General features: G+C 61.9%; 15 protein-coding genes. All 15 read right to left on the reverse strand.

Annotated features, from left to right (window positions below; translation table 11 throughout):
• Positions 1 to 16: 16 nt before the first annotated feature.
• Positions 17 to 919: a guanylate kinase gene (gmk, locus tag KTJ77_RS06480; protein WP_217337625.1), complete on the reverse strand. Its 903-nt coding sequence runs from the start codon at positions 917 to 919 to the stop codon at positions 17 to 19.
• Positions 912 to 1,766, reverse strand: coding sequence for an orotidine-5'-phosphate decarboxylase (gene pyrF, locus KTJ77_RS06485; RefSeq protein ID WP_217337626.1), 855 nt, complete (start codon positions 1,764 to 1,766; stop codon positions 912 to 914). The genes gmk and pyrF overlap by 8 nt, the downstream gene beginning before the upstream one ends.
• On the reverse strand, positions 1,763 to 5,053 hold the full coding sequence (carB, locus tag KTJ77_RS06490) for a carbamoyl-phosphate synthase large subunit (RefSeq protein WP_217337627.1): 3,291 nt from the start codon (positions 5,051 to 5,053) through the stop codon (positions 1,763 to 1,765). Before carB ends, pyrF begins: the two co-directional genes overlap by 4 nt.
• Positions 5,053 to 6,207 carry a glutamine-hydrolyzing carbamoyl-phosphate synthase small subunit gene (carA, locus tag KTJ77_RS06495; RefSeq protein ID WP_217337628.1) on the reverse strand — a complete coding sequence of 385 codons (1,155 nt, stop codon included), beginning with the start codon at positions 6,205 to 6,207 and terminating at the stop codon, positions 5,053 to 5,055. The genes carB and carA overlap by 1 nt, the downstream gene beginning before the upstream one ends.
• 4 nt (positions 6,208 to 6,211) lie before the next feature.
• Positions 6,212 to 6,712, reverse strand: coding sequence for a hypothetical protein (locus KTJ77_RS06500; protein ID WP_217337629.1), 501 nt, complete (start codon positions 6,710 to 6,712; stop codon positions 6,212 to 6,214).
• Complete coding sequence (locus KTJ77_RS06505) at positions 6,709 to 8,010, reverse strand: dihydroorotase (protein WP_217337630.1); 1,302 nt, start codon at positions 8,008 to 8,010, stop codon at positions 6,709 to 6,711. The genes KTJ77_RS06500 and KTJ77_RS06505 overlap by 4 nt, the downstream gene beginning before the upstream one ends.
• Positions 8,007 to 8,975 carry an aspartate carbamoyltransferase catalytic subunit gene (locus tag KTJ77_RS06510; RefSeq protein ID WP_217337631.1) on the reverse strand — a complete coding sequence of 323 codons (969 nt, stop codon included), beginning with the start codon at positions 8,973 to 8,975 and terminating at the stop codon, positions 8,007 to 8,009. Before KTJ77_RS06510 ends, KTJ77_RS06505 begins: the two co-directional genes overlap by 4 nt.
• On the reverse strand, positions 8,972 to 9,502 hold the full coding sequence (gene pyrR, locus KTJ77_RS06515; RefSeq protein WP_217337632.1) for a bifunctional pyr operon transcriptional regulator/uracil phosphoribosyltransferase PyrR: 531 nt from the start codon (positions 9,500 to 9,502) through the stop codon (positions 8,972 to 8,974). Before pyrR ends, KTJ77_RS06510 begins: the two co-directional genes overlap by 4 nt.
• Positions 9,503 to 9,619: 117 nt before the next feature.
• Positions 9,620 to 11,206 (reverse strand): Rieske 2Fe-2S domain-containing protein, encoded by a 1,587-nt coding sequence (locus tag KTJ77_RS06520; RefSeq protein WP_217337633.1) that lies wholly within the window; start codon positions 11,204 to 11,206, stop codon positions 9,620 to 9,622.
• A gap of 123 nt (positions 11,207 to 11,329) precedes the next feature.
• A complete protein-coding gene (nusB, locus tag KTJ77_RS06525; RefSeq protein ID WP_217337634.1) occupies positions 11,330 to 11,740 on the reverse strand; it encodes a transcription antitermination factor NusB in 411 nt (136 codons plus the stop codon).
• 1 nt (position 11,741) lies between these two features.
• Positions 11,742 to 12,302 (reverse strand): elongation factor P, encoded by a 561-nt coding sequence (gene efp / locus KTJ77_RS06530; RefSeq protein WP_217337635.1) that lies wholly within the window; start codon positions 12,300 to 12,302, stop codon positions 11,742 to 11,744.
• Positions 12,303 to 12,391: 89 nt separating this feature from the next.
• Positions 12,392 to 12,838 carry a type II 3-dehydroquinate dehydratase gene (gene aroQ / locus KTJ77_RS06535; RefSeq protein ID WP_217337636.1) on the reverse strand — a complete coding sequence of 149 codons (447 nt, stop codon included), beginning with the start codon at positions 12,836 to 12,838 and terminating at the stop codon, positions 12,392 to 12,394.
• A gap of 19 nt (positions 12,839 to 12,857) precedes the next feature.
• A complete protein-coding gene (gene aroB / locus KTJ77_RS06540; RefSeq protein ID WP_217337637.1) occupies positions 12,858 to 13,934 on the reverse strand; it encodes a 3-dehydroquinate synthase in 1,077 nt (358 codons plus the stop codon).
• Entirely contained in the window at positions 13,931 to 14,443 is a 513-nt protein-coding gene (locus tag KTJ77_RS06545) for a shikimate kinase (RefSeq protein ID WP_217337638.1), read from the reverse strand. Before KTJ77_RS06545 ends, aroB begins: the two co-directional genes overlap by 4 nt.
• Complete coding sequence (gene aroC, locus KTJ77_RS06550; RefSeq protein WP_217337639.1) at positions 14,440 to 15,651, reverse strand: chorismate synthase; 1,212 nt, start codon at positions 15,649 to 15,651, stop codon at positions 14,440 to 14,442. Before aroC ends, KTJ77_RS06545 begins: the two co-directional genes overlap by 4 nt.
• Positions 15,652 to 15,655: the final 4 nt, after the last annotated feature.

Consider the following 15,655-nt stretch of genomic DNA (forward strand, 5'->3'; position numbering starts at 1 on the left):
GCGGGCCGCGTCACAATTAGTCCGCGGTTGCGAGCGAAACGACCTCGTCGGCGGCGCGCTCGACGGTATCGTTCACGACGCGGTGGTCGAACTCGTTTTGGGCAGCAAGCTCCACCTTTGCAGTGCGGAGGCGACGGGCGCGCTCTTCTTCACCCTCGGTTCCGCGGCCAACCAGACGGTCAACCAGCTCATCCCATGACGGCGGAAGCAGGAAGATGAGCGAGGCGCTTGGCTCCGCCTTGCGTACCTGACGAGCGCCCTGCAGGTCGATCTCGAGCAACACCGTCTTGCCTGCAGCAATCGCATCGAAAATCGGGGTGCGCGGGGTGCCGTAACGGTGCGAGTTGTGCACGGTCGCGTACTCAAGCAGTTCGCCAGCGGCAATCATGCGATCAAACTCTGCGTCATCGACGAAGAAGTAGTGCTCCCCCTCGACCTCTCCAGGACGCGGGGTGCGGGTGGTCGCTGAAACCGACAGGTGAATCTCGGGGTGCGCAGAACGAATGTGTGCGGCGACTGTACCCTTGCCGACGGCCGTCGGGCCAGCAAGCACGAGGAGTCGGCTGCGGTGCGGGCGTGCACTGGGCTCGGGGAGGCGAGCATCCAACCACTCGGCGATGTCGCGACGCTGACGCGCACCGAGTCCGCCGAGGCGCTTTACCGGAGAGATCGCCAGGTCGGCGAGAATACGATCGCGCTTGCCCTCGCCAATGGCAGGGATTGCTGTCAGAAACTCTGTGACACGTAGCGTGCCTGGGGCCGACGTCGGGTCTGCATACGCGCGACGGGTAACTTCCTGTGGCGTGACAACGCGGTTAGCGATGTCTCGTTTCAGAGAAGCGCGCGCGCGGCGAGCCGCGACAGCCTTCTGTGAAGCAGCGATTCGATCCACCTCGGGGGGACGCTGAGCGTCAGCCACGGGTAACCTCCAGTTCGTGTTTGCGCGAGCGAATAGCATCCTCGAGACCGGCGGGTCCGGCGCGGAGAATGCCTCGGCTTTCGCTCGCAATGACAGACGGTGCGTTTGCACCGAACAATCCCCCTAGATCGGCCAATGCTGCGCCCTGAGCACCGAAGCCCGGGGCGAGAATTGGCGCGCGCGGCGTCAGCAGCTCAGGCAGGCCTAGAGATGACTGCTCAACCGTCGCGCCGATCACGAACCCCATGGATCCCCATCCGTGACCGTCCGCGGTATCTGCGTTAAACGTAGACACCGATGAAATGACAGATGCGGCGACAGTGGTGTCGCCCGCTTCCGTCGTTACCTTCGCCCGTTGCAGCTCCCCCGCTTCGGGGTTGCTGGTGGCGGCGAGCACGAAGAGTCCCTTTCCGTGCTCATGTGCGAAGGCCATTGTCTCGTACAGCGACGTCGGCCCGAGGTACGGGCTGACCGTCAGTGCGTCAGACTCCAGCGGCGACCCCGGTGCCAGCCACGCCTGCGCGTAACCAGCCATCGTGGTTCCGATGTCTCCTCGTTTCGCGTCGGCAATGACCAGGATCCCCGCGGCGCGCGCTGCGTGAATGACGTCTTCGAGAGCTGCGATTCCGGCGGAACCGAAACGCTCGAAAAACGACACTTGCGGCTTCACGAACCCCACTTCGCCAGCAGACGCCTCGACGACTCGGAAGCCGAATTCGCGCACACCAGCTGCCGATACCGGCAGGTGCCAGTCGTTCAGAAGTGATTCGTGCGGGTCGATGCCGACGCACAGCGCACCGTGCGTCAGCATCGCCTCACGAGTCTTCGTGCCAAACGCGATCGTCATGACAGCGAGGCCACCCGGTCTGCCTGGTACTCCTGCAGGCTACGCACGTCGAACGGCGAGCCCAGGGCGTCCATCGCTGAGACAGCAGCACCGAGCACGGCCATCGTCGTGAACAGTGCCTTGTCTGCGGCAACAGCTGCAGCACGAATTTCGTAGCCATCAGCACGTGCCGCGACGCCGCTCGGCGTGTTCACCACGATGTCGATTTCGCCCGCGTTAATCAGGTCAACAATGTTGGTTGCCCCTGACTCCACGGTTTCGCTGAACTTGTGCACCACATCAACGGCGATGCCGTTGCGCGCCAGCACCTCAGCGGTACCTTCCGTGGCAACAAGCTTGTATCCGAGCTGCTGCAGACGGTGTGCGGGCAAGATGACGGCACGCTTGTCGGAGTCTGCGACCGAGATGAAGACGGTACCCTCGCGCGGGATTCCGCCGTAGGCACCCGCCTGGCTCTTCGCGAAGGCGATCGGGAAGTTGCGGTCGATACCCATGACCTCACCCGTCGAGCGCATCTCCGGGCCGAGCACCGAGTCAACGGTCTGGCCATCCTTCGTGCGGAAGCGCTTGAACGGCAACACGGCTTCCTTCACGGCGACGGGAGCGTCAAGCGGCACCCGCGACCCATCCTGCTGCGGCAACAGGCCTTCTGCCTTCAGCTCCGCGATGGTGGAGCCGGTCATGATGCGGCTGGCCGCCTTCGCCAGCGGAATACCGAGGGCCTTGGAAACGAACGGAACCGTGCGGCTCGCGCGCGGGTTCGCTTCGATGACGTAGAGAACGTCTGCCGAGATCGCGAACTGCACGTTCAGCAGACCACGCACGCCGACGCCTTCTGCGATGCCAAGCGTTGCCATACGGATGCGGTCAATGTCACTGCGTCCGAGCGACATCGGCGGAAGGGTACATGAGGAGTCACCTGAGTGAATACCGGCCTCCTCCAGGTGCTCCATAACGCCGCCAATGTAAAGTTCGTGGCCGTCGTAGAGTGCGTCGACATCGAGCTCAATGGCGTCATCGAGGAAGCGGTCGACGAGCAGGGGGTGGCTCTCACCGATGATGACTTCACCCTCCATGCGGACGAAGTAATCACGCAGCGATGCGGTGTCGTAGATGATCTCCATGCCGCGCCCGCCGAGCACGAAACTGGGGCGAACGAGAACCGGGAAGCCGATCTCTTCAGCGATCGTGACGGCGCCCTGAGCGTCGGTTGCGGTGCCGTGGCGGGGTGCGACAAGATTCGCATTTTCGAGAATCTTGCTGAACAGCGCACGCTCCTCGGCGGCGTCAATCGCTTCCGGGCTGGTTCCGAGGATCGGGTATCCAGCATCCTGAATGCCGTGCGCCAGGCCCAAGGGTGTCTGGCCGCCGAGCTGGCACACCACACCGAGAATTTCACCTGACTGCGACTCTGCGTGCAGAATCTCCAGCACATCTTCCAGCGTCAGAGGCTCGAAGTAGAGGCGGTCTGACGTGTCATAGTCGGTCGACACGGTCTCCGGGTTGCAGTTGACCATGATGGTCTCGTATCCGGCGTCAGACAGCGCGAACGATGCGTGCACGCAAGAGTAGTCGAACTCGATGCCCTGACCGATGCGGTTGGGGCCGGAACCAATGATGACGACCTTCTGACGGTCGCTGGCAGCAACTTCGGTCTCCGTGTCGTACGACGAGTAGTGGTACGGCGTGAGCGCCGGAAACTCGCCAGCACAGGTGTCGACGGTCTTGTACACAGGACGAACGCCGAATCCGTGACGAATGTCGCGAATCTCCGCCTCCGTTGTTCCGCGCAGCTCAGCAATTTGAGCGTCGCTGAAGCCGTGGTCCTTGGCCACCCGGAAGACCCGCTCGGTGAGCTCAGCCTCTGCGGCAATCCCCTCGGCAACCTCGTTGATCAGGGCAATCTGATCAAGGAACCAGGGGTCGATGGCCGTGGCGTCGAATGCCTGCGCAATCGTGGCGCCCTTGCGCATTGCCTGCTGCAGCGTCACGATGCGGCCATCTGTCGGCGTCTTAGCGATAGTGAGGAGCTCATCGACGGAACGCTCTTCGGTGCCCCAGTGGAACGATGAGCCGCGCTTTTCCAGCGAACGCAGCGACTTCTGCAGCGCCGTCGTGAAGTTGCGGCCGATAGCCATGGCTTCACCCACCGACTTCATCGTTGTCGACAACGTCGGGTCGGCAGCCGGGAACTTCTCGAATGCGAAGCGCGGGGCCTTCACGACGACGTAGTCCAGCGTCGGCTCAAAGCTTGCAGGCGTGACTTCGGTGATGTCGTTCGGGATCTCATCGAGGCGGTAGCCGATGGCGAGCTTCGCCGCGATCTTCGCGATCGGGAAGCCGGTCGCCTTCGATGCGAGGGCAGACGAGCGCGATACACGCGGGTTCATCTCGATCACGATGACGCGACCGTTGGTTGGGTCAATTGCGAACTGAATGTTGCAACCACCGGTGTCGACGCCGACGGCGCGAATGATTTCGATACCGATATTGCGGAGGTTCTGGTACTCACGGTCAGTGAGTGTCAGTGCCGGCGCCACCGTGATGGAGTCGCCGGTGTGCACACCGACCGGGTCAACGTTCTCGATGGAGCAGACGACGACGGTGTTGTCCGTCGTGTCACGCATGAGCTCGAGCTCGTATTCCTTCCAGCCGAGGATGGACTCCTCAAGGAGCACCTCGTTCGTGGGCGAGTCGTGCAGGCCGGCGCCACCGATGAGGCGGAGGTCGTCTTCGTTGTAGGCGAAGCCTGAACCGAGCCCACCCATCGTGAACGACGGTCGCACAACGAGGGGGTACCCGAGTTCTTCTGCACCGGCGATCAGTTCGTCCATCGTGTGGCAGATGACCGACTTCGCGACATCAGCGCCACATTCCAGCACCAGCTCCTTGAAGATCTGGCGGTCTTCACCCTTTTTGATCGCCTCAACCTTGGCGCCGATGAGCTCAACGCCGTACTTTTCCAGGATGCCAAGCTCATCGAGCTGCATCGCAGCGTTCAGCGCCGTCTGACCGCCAAGCGTCGGCAGGATGGCGTCGGGCTTTTCCTTCGCGATGATCGTTTCGATGACCTCGGGGGTGATCGGCTCGATGTAGGTGGCGTCAGCGAAGTCGGGGTCGGTCATGATCGTGGCCGGGTTCGAGTTGACCAGGATGACGCGCACGCCCTCCTCACGCAGCACACGGCATGCCTGGGTGCCTGAGTAGTCAAACTCAGCGGCCTGACCGATGACGATCGGGCCGGAGCCGATCACCAGAACACTGTTGATATCGTCGCGCTTCGGCATTACTTCGAGTCCTTCTTGTCGTTGTGCGCGATGACCATGTCGCGGAAGCGGTCAAACAGGTAATTGGCGTCGTGCGGGCCGGCAGCGGCTTCCGGGTGGTATTGCACGCTGAACGCCGGAATGTCCAGGGCACGGAGGCCTTCGACGACCTGGTCGTTGAGGCCGACGTGGCTGACTTCAACCTTGCCGTAGCCATTCGGGCTGTCGAACGCGCCCTCGATGGGGGCGTCGACGGCGAAGCCGTGGTTGTGCGCGGTGATTTCAACACGACCTGTGGTCTTATCAAGCACCGGCTGGTTGATTCCGCGGTGACCGAACGGCAACTTGTAGGTGCCGAGACCGAGCGCGCGGCCCAGAAGCTGGTTGCCGAAGCAAATACCGAAGAACGGGTATCCGGCGTCCAGAACGCCGCGAAGCAACGCGACGTGACCGTCGGATGCGGCCGGGTCACCCGGGCCGTTCGAGTAGAACACGGCAACCGGCTCGATCGCGGTGATTTCTTCGATCGTCGTGGTCTGCGGTAGCACGTGCACATCGAAACCACGCTGTGCGAGGTTATTGATGGTGGCTTGCTTGACACCCAGGTCGATCACCGCGAGGTTGCCGATGCGCTCACCGATGGCAGGCGTCACCTCAGCAACCGAGACAGACACCTCGGCCGACAGGTTCCGACCGGCCATTGCCGGCGCTTCCCGCACGATGCGCAGTTGTTCGTCGTCCGAAATTTCCGCAGCGTCTCCGGAGAAGATCGCTCCGCGCATGCTACCTGCGTCACGAATGACTCGCGTTACGGCGCGGGTGTCAATACCGCTGATCCCGACGATGCCGTCGCGCTCAAGTGAATCATCGAGCGATTCGTCAGCACGCCAGTTAGACACCACGCGTGAGGGGTCACGCACGATGTAACCGGCAACCCAAATACGTCGCGATTCGGGATCCTCATCGTTCATTCCGGTGTTGCCGATGTGCGGTGCCGTCTGCAGCACGATTTGGCCGGCGTAGCTGGGGTCGGTGAGGGTCTCTTGGTATCCGGTCATGCCGGTTGCGAAGACGACCTCACCGATCGTGGTGCCGCGGGCGCCATATGCAGCGCCGGCGTAGCGGCTGCCGTCTTCGAGAACGAGTACGGCGGGTTCATGTGAAAACAAAGACATTGCGTCAGATTCCTGTTGCAGTCGAAGTCGGAAGCACGCGCTCCAGCGCGGCCAAGAATGCTGTGGGGTTGGAGTCCTGCATGCGCAGGTAGGAGTCGGCGATGGTGGTCTCGTTGATGTGCCATGACACGAAGACCAGGCCATCCTTTTCGACAACGCGATCGATCGTCCAGGTGGCACTGCCGGTGCCGACCAGCTGTGCAGCGGCGATTCCGATCGTGGGCGCGCCTGGCATGATCAGGTTGAGACCAGCGGACGTGACGGTGGCGGTAACCTTCGAGCGGAAAGCGAGATGCTTCACGGCCAGCCGGTTCAACGGCTCATCGTGCTGGGTGGTTGCGACATACAGACCATGAAATGATCCGTAAATCTCGCCACCGACGTCGCCTACCGGGGCTTGCAGACCGGCGTCGCGCTGGGATCGTCGTCGCCATCCCCAGGCCATGCCGAGCAGGATGAGAACGCCGACACCGATCGTGATGGCGATGGCAAGCTCACGGGTCACGGGTGAACCTCGACGAGGTCGCCGTCGGCAACCGTGAGGTACCCGTGGTGAATCGTGAAGCGTACCTGCCCTGGCAGTTCCGTTCCCAGGTAGGGCGAGTTCACACTCCGACCACGAAGGTCGCCGACCTGGAACGTGCCACGAACCGAGGGGTCGTACAGCGTGATCTCGGCGGGTTGACCTGCCGCGATCGGCGTGCCGTGTGCGGCAAGACCGCCGATACGAGCAGGAGTCGAAGACATCACGCGTGCGACATCATCCCACCCGAGCATGCCGGTTTCCACCATTGAGGCGTGCACAACGCGCAGGGCGCTCTCCAAGCCGACCATGCCGTTAGCTGCGGCCGACCATTCGCACGTCTTGTTCTCGGACGGGTGCGGCGCGTGATCCGTAGCCACAATGTCGATGGTTCCGTCTGCCAGGCCCTCGCGCACAGCCATGACGTCTTCGTGACGTCGCAACGGTGGGTTCACCTTGTAGCGGGCGTCATATCCACGAACCAGTTCGTCGGTGAGGAGCAGGTGGTGAGGCGTGACCTCGGCGGTGACATTGATGCCACGCTTCTTCGCCCACCTGATGATGTCGACGGAACCAGCAGTCGACAGGTGGCACACGTGCAGGCGTGAGCCAACGTGCTCAGCAAGCAGCACATCGCGAGCGATGATCGACTCTTCGGCGACCGCTGGCCAGCCAGCGAGTCCGAGTTCTGCCGATACGGCTCCCTCGTTCATCTGGGCGCCTTCGGTGAGACGTGGGTCTTGCGCGTGCTGCGCGATGACACCGTTAAAGCTCTTCACGTACTCAAGTGCGCGGCGCATGATCAGCGGGTCGAACACGCAGAAGCCGTCGTCGCTAAAAACGCGCACGTTGGCCCGCGAGGTCGCCATCGCGCCGAGTTCGGCGAGGCGCTCGCCCTTCTGCCCCACAGTGACAGCGCCAATCGGCTGTACCGTGGCGTAGCCAGCGGCCTCACCGAGTGCGAGCTCCTGCTCCACGACACCGGCAGTGTCCGCAACGGGCGATGTGTTCGGCATCGCGAACACGGCGGTGAACCCGCCGGCCGCAGCGGCACGGGTTCCGGAGAGGATCGTTTCAGAGGCCTCGTAGCCGGGCTCACGCAAGTGCGTGTGCAGGTCGACGAGACCGCGGAGAGCAACCAGGCCATCCGCGTCAATGCGACGCGCATCTTTATCGGTCAGCCCGGTTCCCACCTCAACGATGGTTCCGTCTGCAATCAGGATGTCAGCGGTGGTTCCGCCTTCAATCTGTGCTCCCGAGATGAGAATCCGTTCGCTCATCGGTCTTCCTCTCGTTCTTCGTTCGTACGCTCCCCAGCAAGAAGGAGATACAGCACAGCCATGCGCACGGCAACGCCGTTCGCGACCTGTTCGAGCACCGTCGAGCGCTCAGAATCAGCAGCGGCGGATGAAATTTCCAAACCGCGGTTCATAGGGCCGGGGTGCAAAACCATCGTACCCTCTGGCAGAGCGTTCAAACGCTCAGGATCCAGGCCCCACAGGCGGGAATATTCCCGCTCAGTCGGGAAATACGCGGCATTCATGCGCTCCAACTGGATTCGGAGCATCATGAGGGCGTCGGGCGCGGCGGCAATCGCGGCGTCCAACGAATACTCGACAGTGACCGGCCACGAGCGCACGTCCTGCGGAACCAGGGTCGGCGGAGCGACAAGCGTCACTTCGGCGCCCAGGGTTTTCAGTAGCCACACGTTTGACCTGGCTACGCGCGAATGCAGGATGTCACCGACGATAGTGACCTTGGCTCCGGAAAGATCCTTGCCGCGGCTCGCGCTTGCGTGCAGGCGCTTGCGAATCGTGAAGGCATCAAGCAGCGCCTGGGTAGGGTGCTCGTGTGTGCCATCTCCGGCGTTCACGACACCGGCAGAGATCCATCCGCTCGTCGCGAGGGTGCGCGGCGCGCCTGAGGACCCGTGCCTGATCACGACGGCATCCGCTCCCATGGCCTGCAGCGTCTGCGCAGTGTCTTGCAGGCTTTCGCCCTTGGAAACGCTTGACCCCTTCGCCGCAAAGTTGATGACGTCTGCTGAGAGGCGCTTCGCTGCGGCTTCGAAGGAAATGCGTGTGCGCGTTGAATCCTCAAAGAAAAGGTTGACAACGGTCTTGCCGCGCAGCGTCGGCAGCTTCCTGATTTCGCGCGTCTGCGTGTCGACCATGTCTTCGGCGACATCGAGGATGCGCAGAGCGTCATCCTTCGAGAGGAACTGCGTATCGAGGAGGTGCCTCATGATTCGATCGTCACCTCGTCAACGCCATCTGTCTCCGTCAGGCGCACGTGCACGCGCTCATCGCGGGCGCTTGGCAGGTTCTTACCAACGAAGTCGGGCCGAATCGGTAGCTCGCGGTGGCCACGGTCAATGAGCGCGGCGAGGCGAACCACCTGCGGGCGGCCCACATTGCCGAGCGCGTCAAGCGCCGCACGAATGGAGCGCCCGGAGAACAGCACGTCATCGACGAGAACGACGGTCTTACCGTCGATGCCGCCGTCCGGGATGTGCGTGGGGCCGGGGCTGCGCACCGGCTGGCGAGCGAGGTCATCACGAAACATCGTGACATCGAGGGATCCGGTGGGGATCGCCTCGCCTGAGATGGCAGAAATCAGAGTTCCGATGCGCTCGGCGAGATTGACGCCGCGTGTGGGGATTCCCAACAGAACGAGGGAATCAGTGCCCTTATTGGACTCAATGATTTCGTGTGCGATACGGGTGAGAGCCCGTGTGATATCGGCTTCCTGAAGCACTGTGCGCGTGCTCATTCCGCTCCCTTCTCCGCCTCTCTGGACGGTGTTAAAGGTTGCTGATTTCCCCTAGTCTACCGCGCCGACACAGCACGAAAGGACCCACCCGTGGGTGAGTCCTTTCGTCAAAGTTGGTTAGACGTTCGCCGGTGCGAGTGCGGCGTGAGTGACGTCGTCACCGATCTTGCTCGCGCGAATCGGGTGACCCTGGGTCGTCAGGCACTTACCGGTGTTCAGATCCCACTTCCAGTCGTGCAGTGAGCAGGTCAGCACGCCGTCTTCATCGATCTTGCCCGTCTTGGTGAGGTCGGCACGCAGGTGCGGGCAACGACGCTGCACGACCCAGTCGCCCACTTCAGCGTCTTCGGTCTGGTCGGTCTGCTCGGAGTACCAGTTTTCGGTGTACTCGATGCGATCACGCGACAGGCACTTCATGAACGTGTAGATGAACTCATTGAACTTACCCTGACGCGTGGTCTGGAATTGCATCGACAGGAAGATCGAGTTGGACCAGTCGATTTCATGATCACGGATGTTTGTGGAGACCAGGTCGGCGGGAATGCGGAACCAGAACTCGCAGTCCTCCCCCGCATACTCGCGAATCTTCGCCTTCGGGAAGTCCACGACCATGTCGAGCTCGCCAATCGTGTAGCGAACCGGACCACCAACGCCGTTGCGCATGATGCGCGCACGACGCATGAGTGGTTCCCACCACTCCTTCAACGCCGCCATCATCTCGGCGGGCACCAGCACCTCAGCGCGGGAAGCGATTTCGTCGGCGATCTCCTGCTGACGAGAAGCGCGCTGCTCTTCGAGGTATGCCCACTTGTCGGCGAAGATCCGATCAATCTCCTCTTGCGAGAAGAACGTCTGCTCGACCGTAATGTCTGAGCCGTTCAGCTCGATAACGGTACCGGGGAAGAAGACGTGGCCGTCGTACTGTGGCGCTTCTTCCTTCATCCGTGAGATGAACTCCACCTGGTCGGTGAAAATGCCGACGGACCCATTGCGGCCGAGGCCGTTGTTATCGATGAGGTCATCACGCAGGAACATCGGCGGACCTGCCATCGGGAAGACGTGCGGAGCGTCAACCTTTTCGATGTAGAACATGGCGCGCTTGTGCTGGGCTTCGCGCTTGAGGTGCGCGAAGTTTTCCTTCGCTTCGTTGGGCAGGTCGTAGACCATCGGCCACCAAATGGCGCCGGAGAACTGGGTGAAGTAGGCGTCGACCTTACCGAAAGACATCAGCGCATCGAGGTCGAGCGGGTGCGAGTCGTTCTGGTTCAGAATCGATGCGGTGCCATCGTCGACAGACAGCGACGAGTCACCAATCGGGCCGTCCGAGGGAGCGCGCAGTGGCGTGACCATGAGGCGCAGTGGGCCCCGTTCGATGATCTCGCCTGCCTGGGTGTAGGTGATGTTGTTGAACCCGAGCGCTCGAATGTCTTGCTCGAGGTCGTCTGTCGGGTAATCCGGGAGGAGAACCTCGATGTCTTTGGAGACATACGTCTCGAGCAGCCACGGGTCGAAGTGATCACGGTGGCGGTGACTGATGTAGAGGAAGTCAGCTTCGCGCCCGTACTTCTCCCAATCGAGGCCACGGTTGTCAGGGAATGGGAACCAAGACCCAAAGAACGCGGGCTTTACCCACGGGTCAGCAAGGATGTTACCGCCCGCGGTTTCGATGAACATGCCAGCGTGGCCGAGACCAGTGATCCGCATTTCTACCTCCTGTGTGGAACAAATTGAGTCTACGCGTGCCGCCCCGTAAGACATCGGAGGGCGACCGTGACAAAACACCGCGGCCCCGACCTAAGCCGGGGCCGCGATAAAAAAGCGTCGTGCTTACGAAGAGCGAGCGATGCGTGCAAGGACTCCGTGCACAAAAGGCCCGGCCTCGTCAGACGAGTACTCCTTGGCGAGTTCGACGGCTTCGTCAATCGCAACGGCGGTGGGGATGCTCTCGTTGAAAAGGATTTCCCACACACCAATACGCAGCAGTGCACGATCGACAACCGGCATGCGCTCGATCTTCCAGTCGCGGCTATGCGTCGCGATCTGTTCGTCGATTTCGCTCTGGTGATCGATGACGCCATCAACGATTTCGCGAGCGTAGAGCCACGATGCCGCACGAGCGGGTTCGGCGGCAGCACGAGTGGCTTCAGCGGCCAACGTGACGTCGATGCCTTCGCCGCGAACGTCAGCCGAGTACAGAATATCGAGCGCGCGTTTGCGCGCCTTCGTACGAGCGCTCAATTTACTTTTCGCGACCCAGGTATTCGCCGGTACGCGTATCGACCTTGATCTTGGTGCCCGTCTCGAGGAACAGCGGAACCTGAATCTCGTAACCGGTCTCCAGCTTTGCGGGCTTAGTGCCAGCCGACGAGCGGTCGCCCTGCAGGCCAGGCTCGGTGTAGGTGACTTCGAGGATGACCGATGCAGGAAGATCGAGGTACAGCGGCGTGCCGTTGTTCAACGCGATCGTCACCATCTGGTTCTCGAGCATGAAGTTCGCGGCGTCGCCAACAGTCGCTGCCGGAACCGTGATCTGGTCATAGTCAGCAACGTCCATGAAGACGAAGCCTTCACCGTCGTTGTACAGATACTGGAAGTCACGACGATCGACGTTCTCGATGTCAATCTTCGCGCCCGCGTTGTAGGTGCGGTCAACGGTCTTGCCTGAAACGACGTTCTTCAGCTTCGTACGAACAAACGCGCCACCCTTACCGGGCTTCACGTGCTGGAACTCAACAACGCTCCAGAGCTGTCCGTCGATCGAAAGGACGACACCGTTTTTGATGTCTGCGGTCGATGCCATAAGGAATGTATGTCCGTTCGTGAGGTTGGTGGACGAGTGCGTCCAGCCAAACAGTCTACGTTATTGCGCCTGGGCGCAGTCCGACACCGCTAGCGCGGCGTGATCTTCGCGATCAACTCGCGCGTGGCGCGCGCGTAACCCGCCACGCCCTCCCCCACGACGTGCACGGCGGCGACGTCAGTGAGAAAAGAGTGATGCCGAAACGCCTCGCGCTGATACACATCGGAAATGTGCACTTCTGCGAAGGGAAGGGCGACGCCTGTCAACGCGTCACGCAGCACAACCGAGGTGTGCGTGAGTCCGCCTGGGTTGATGACGATGCCTTGGCAACTCGTGCGGGCATCGTGAATCGCGTCGATCAGCACGCCCTCGTGGTTGCTTTGCACCGCACGCACCTCGAAACCAGCTTCAGCAGCCACCTCGCGAACCAGCGTTTCAACGTCAGCCAGTGTTGTGGTTCCGTAAACCTCCGGCTCCCGCACTCCGAGCAGGTTTAGGTTCGGACCGTTGACGAGGAGAATGGTTCCGGCACTCATGATGGCAGGTTAGCGCCGATTACTCGGCGATCTCCTGGTACGCGGCAAACAGTAGCGACTCGTCAGGTGCCTGCATGACAGCGGGCCGGCCAATTTCATCAAGCACGATGAATCGCAGCATGCCGCCGCGGGACTTCTTATCGCGCTGCATCGTGGAAAGCAGAGCATTCCATGCGCCACCACGGTAGGTGGTGGGAAGGCCGAGCGAGTCGAAAATCGAACGGTGACGGTCGACCGCCTCATCGCTCAAGCGGCCGGCAAGACGCGAGAGCTCGGCGGCATACATCATGCCGATCGAGATCGCGGCACCGTGACGCCACTTGTAGCGTTCAGAGTGCTCGATGGCGTGGCCGAGGGTGTGCCCGTAGTTCAAGAACTCACGCTTACCAGCCTCGCGGAAGTCTTCGCCGACAATTTCGGCCTTCATCTGAATCGCGAGTTCGATCGTGCGGCGGAAGGGCGCTGAGGTGACATCGGTCGCGACCTGAGGGTCGGCCTCGATGATGTCGAGGATCTCGGGGTAGGCAATAAAGCCGGCCTTGATGACCTCGGCGTACCCGGCCGTCACTTCGTTCTGCGACAGCGTGGCGAGGTAGTTGAGGTCGCAAATGACGGCGGTGGGCTCCCAGAACGCACCGACAAGGTTCTTACCCTCGTTCGTGTTTAGCCCCGTCTTGCCGCCAACGGCTGCATCGACCATGCCGAGCACAGTGGTCGGAACCTGGACGACGGCGATACCGCGCAACCACGTCGCCGCGACAAATCCAGCAACGTCTGTCGTCGCGCCGCCACCGAATCCGATGATCGCATCGGAACGCGTGAAGTCGCTCTGGCCGAGAATCTGCCAGCAGAATGCCGCGACCTCAATGCGCTTGCCTGTTTCAGCGTCGGGAATTTCGGCAAGCAGTACTTCGCGGTCTGCGGACAGCTGCACGCGTAGCTTTTCTGCCTCAGCACCGACCGTCGCGGTGTGGACGATGAGGACCTTCTTGGCGCCGGCAGGCAGCGCGTCGCTCAGCTGGGAAATGACGCCGTTGCCAACCGTAATGTCATACCCGGGGGTACCCGCTACCGAGATCGTGGTGATCTCACTCATCGTTCTTCCTCCTGAACCCATTCGGCAATCGCCGAAACAATATGTGCAATGTGGCCGCGTGACGTGTCAAACGTCACATCGGCCAAAGACTCGTACACCGGCCAGCGCTCAGCGCGCAGGCGCTTCCACTTCTCCACCGGATCGCTGTCGGCAAGCAACGGGCGTCCCTCACCCTGGCCAATACGCCCGGCGATCACGGTCTCGGACACGTCGAGCAGAATGACGGAGTGCTCGCGCAAGAGGCGCTGGGTCTGCCGGTTCAGCGGTGCACCGCCGCCCAGGGCGACAACACCGCCTTCTGCGACAGCTCGTGCCACGACATCGCGCTCACGCTCGCGAAAATAGGTCTCGCCGTGTTCGGCAAAGATCGTCGGAATCGGCCCGTTTTCACGCGCAATCACGCTGTCGGTATCGGTGAACGTGCGTGAAAGCGCCTTGGCGAGTTTGCGGCCAATGCTGGACTTTCCGACGCCCATGGGGCCGATCAGAACGATTGCTCTGGCGGTCATACCAATGACGCGTCGCTCGCGTCTGCCGTCTTGAGCGTCTCTGGAATGTGCGCAAGGTAGCTCTGGATATTGCGCTGGGTCTCCCCCAGCGAATCGCCACCGAACTTCTCCAGGATGACGTCGACGAGCGTGATCGCGACCATCGCTTCGGCAACGACACCGGCAGCAGGAACCGCGCTGATGTCGGAACGCTGGTGATGCGCCGTGGCTTCTTCACCCGTCGCCACGTCAATGGTGCGTAGCGCGTGCGGCACTGTCGCAATCGGCTTCATGCCAGCACGAACGCGCAGCAGCGTGCCTGTCGACATGCCACCTTCGATACCGCCTGCGCGGTCAGAAGAGCGCGTGATGGTTCCGTCAGACAGGTGCAGTTCGTCGTGTGCTGCGGAACCACGGCGGCGGGTGGTTTCGAAGCCGTCACCAACCTCGACCGCCTTGATGGCCTGGATGCTCATGAGCGCTTGCGCAAGCTTCGCGTCGAGACGGCGATCCCACTGTACGTGTGAGCCGAGCCCAGGCGGCAACCCGTAGGCGAGCACCTCGACGATACCGCCGACCGTGTCGCCTGACTTACGGGCGTCATCAACCTCGGCGACCATCGCCTCGCTCGTGGCGGGGTCAAAGCAACGCAACAGGTCAGCGTCCAGCGCGTCGACGTCGTCTGCGGTCGGCAACGGCATGGTGTCTGGCACGCGCACCGGGCCCATCGACAGCGTGTGGCTGACGAGGCGAATGCCGAGTTCGCTCAGGAAGGAGCGTGCGATGGCACCGAGAGCGACGCGGGCGGCCGTTTCGCGGGCGCTGGCACGCTCAAGGATGGGACGCGCCTCATCAAAGTCATACTTCTGCATGCCGACGAGGTCTGCGTGCCCCGGACGCGGACGCGTAAGGGCCGCGCCACGTCCTCGCGACAGCTCAGTCGTTTCGACAGGTTCAGCGCTCATCACTTCGCGCCACTTGGGCCATTCGGTGTTACCGATGCGAATCGCAATCGGGCTGCCAAGGCTGGAACCGTGACGCACGCCACTGGAGATCGTGAGTTCGTCCTCTTCAAACTTCATCCGCGAGCCGCGGCCATAGCCAAGCTTGCGACGGGCGAGGTCTGCCCTGATCGTGTCCATCGCAATAGGAACGCCAGACGGGAGGCCCTCCATGATGGCAATGAGCTCGGGGCCGTGAGATTCACCTGCGGTCAGAACACGAAGCATTGTT

It is taken from the genome of Microbacterium sp. NC79 (assembly GCF_019061125.1).
Classification (GTDB): domain Bacteria; phylum Actinomycetota; class Actinomycetes; order Actinomycetales; family Microbacteriaceae; genus Microbacterium.

Coding starts and splice junctions, on each gene's coding strand:
- pyrF (WP_217337626.1), bottom strand. CDS start 1,766: ATGACGATCGCGTTTGGCACGAAGACTCGTGAGGCGATGCTGACGCAC.
- carB (WP_217337627.1), bottom strand. CDS start 5,053: ATGCCGAAGCGCGACGATATCAACAGTGTTCTGGTGATCGGCTCCGGC.
- carA (WP_217337628.1), bottom strand. CDS start 6,207: ATGTCTTTGTTTTCACATGAACCCGCCGTACTCGTTCTCGAAGACGGC.
- KTJ77_RS06505 (WP_217337630.1), bottom strand. CDS start 8,010: ATGAGCGAACGGATTCTCATCTCGGGAGCACAGATTGAAGGCGGAACC.
- KTJ77_RS06510 (WP_217337631.1), bottom strand. CDS start 8,975: ATGAGGCACCTCCTCGATACGCAGTTCCTCTCGAAGGATGACGCTCTG.
- pyrR (WP_217337632.1), bottom strand. CDS start 9,502: ATGAGCACGCGCACAGTGCTTCAGGAAGCCGATATCACACGGGCTCTC.
- KTJ77_RS06520 (WP_217337633.1), bottom strand. CDS start 11,206: ATGCGGATCACTGGTCTCGGCCACGCTGGCATGTTCATCGAAACCGCG.
- efp (WP_217337635.1), bottom strand. CDS start 12,302: ATGGCATCGACCGCAGACATCAAAAACGGTGTCGTCCTTTCGATCGAC.
- aroQ (WP_217337636.1), bottom strand. CDS start 12,838: ATGAGTGCCGGAACCATTCTCCTCGTCAACGGTCCGAACCTAAACCTG.
- aroB (WP_217337637.1), bottom strand. CDS start 13,934: ATGAGTGAGATCACCACGATCTCGGTAGCGGGTACCCCCGGGTATGAC.
- KTJ77_RS06545 (WP_217337638.1), bottom strand. CDS start 14,443: ATGACCGCCAGAGCAATCGTTCTGATCGGCCCCATGGGCGTCGGAAAG.
- aroC (WP_217337639.1), bottom strand. CDS start 15,651: ATGCTTCGTGTTCTGACCGCAGGTGAATCTCACGGCCCCGAGCTCATT.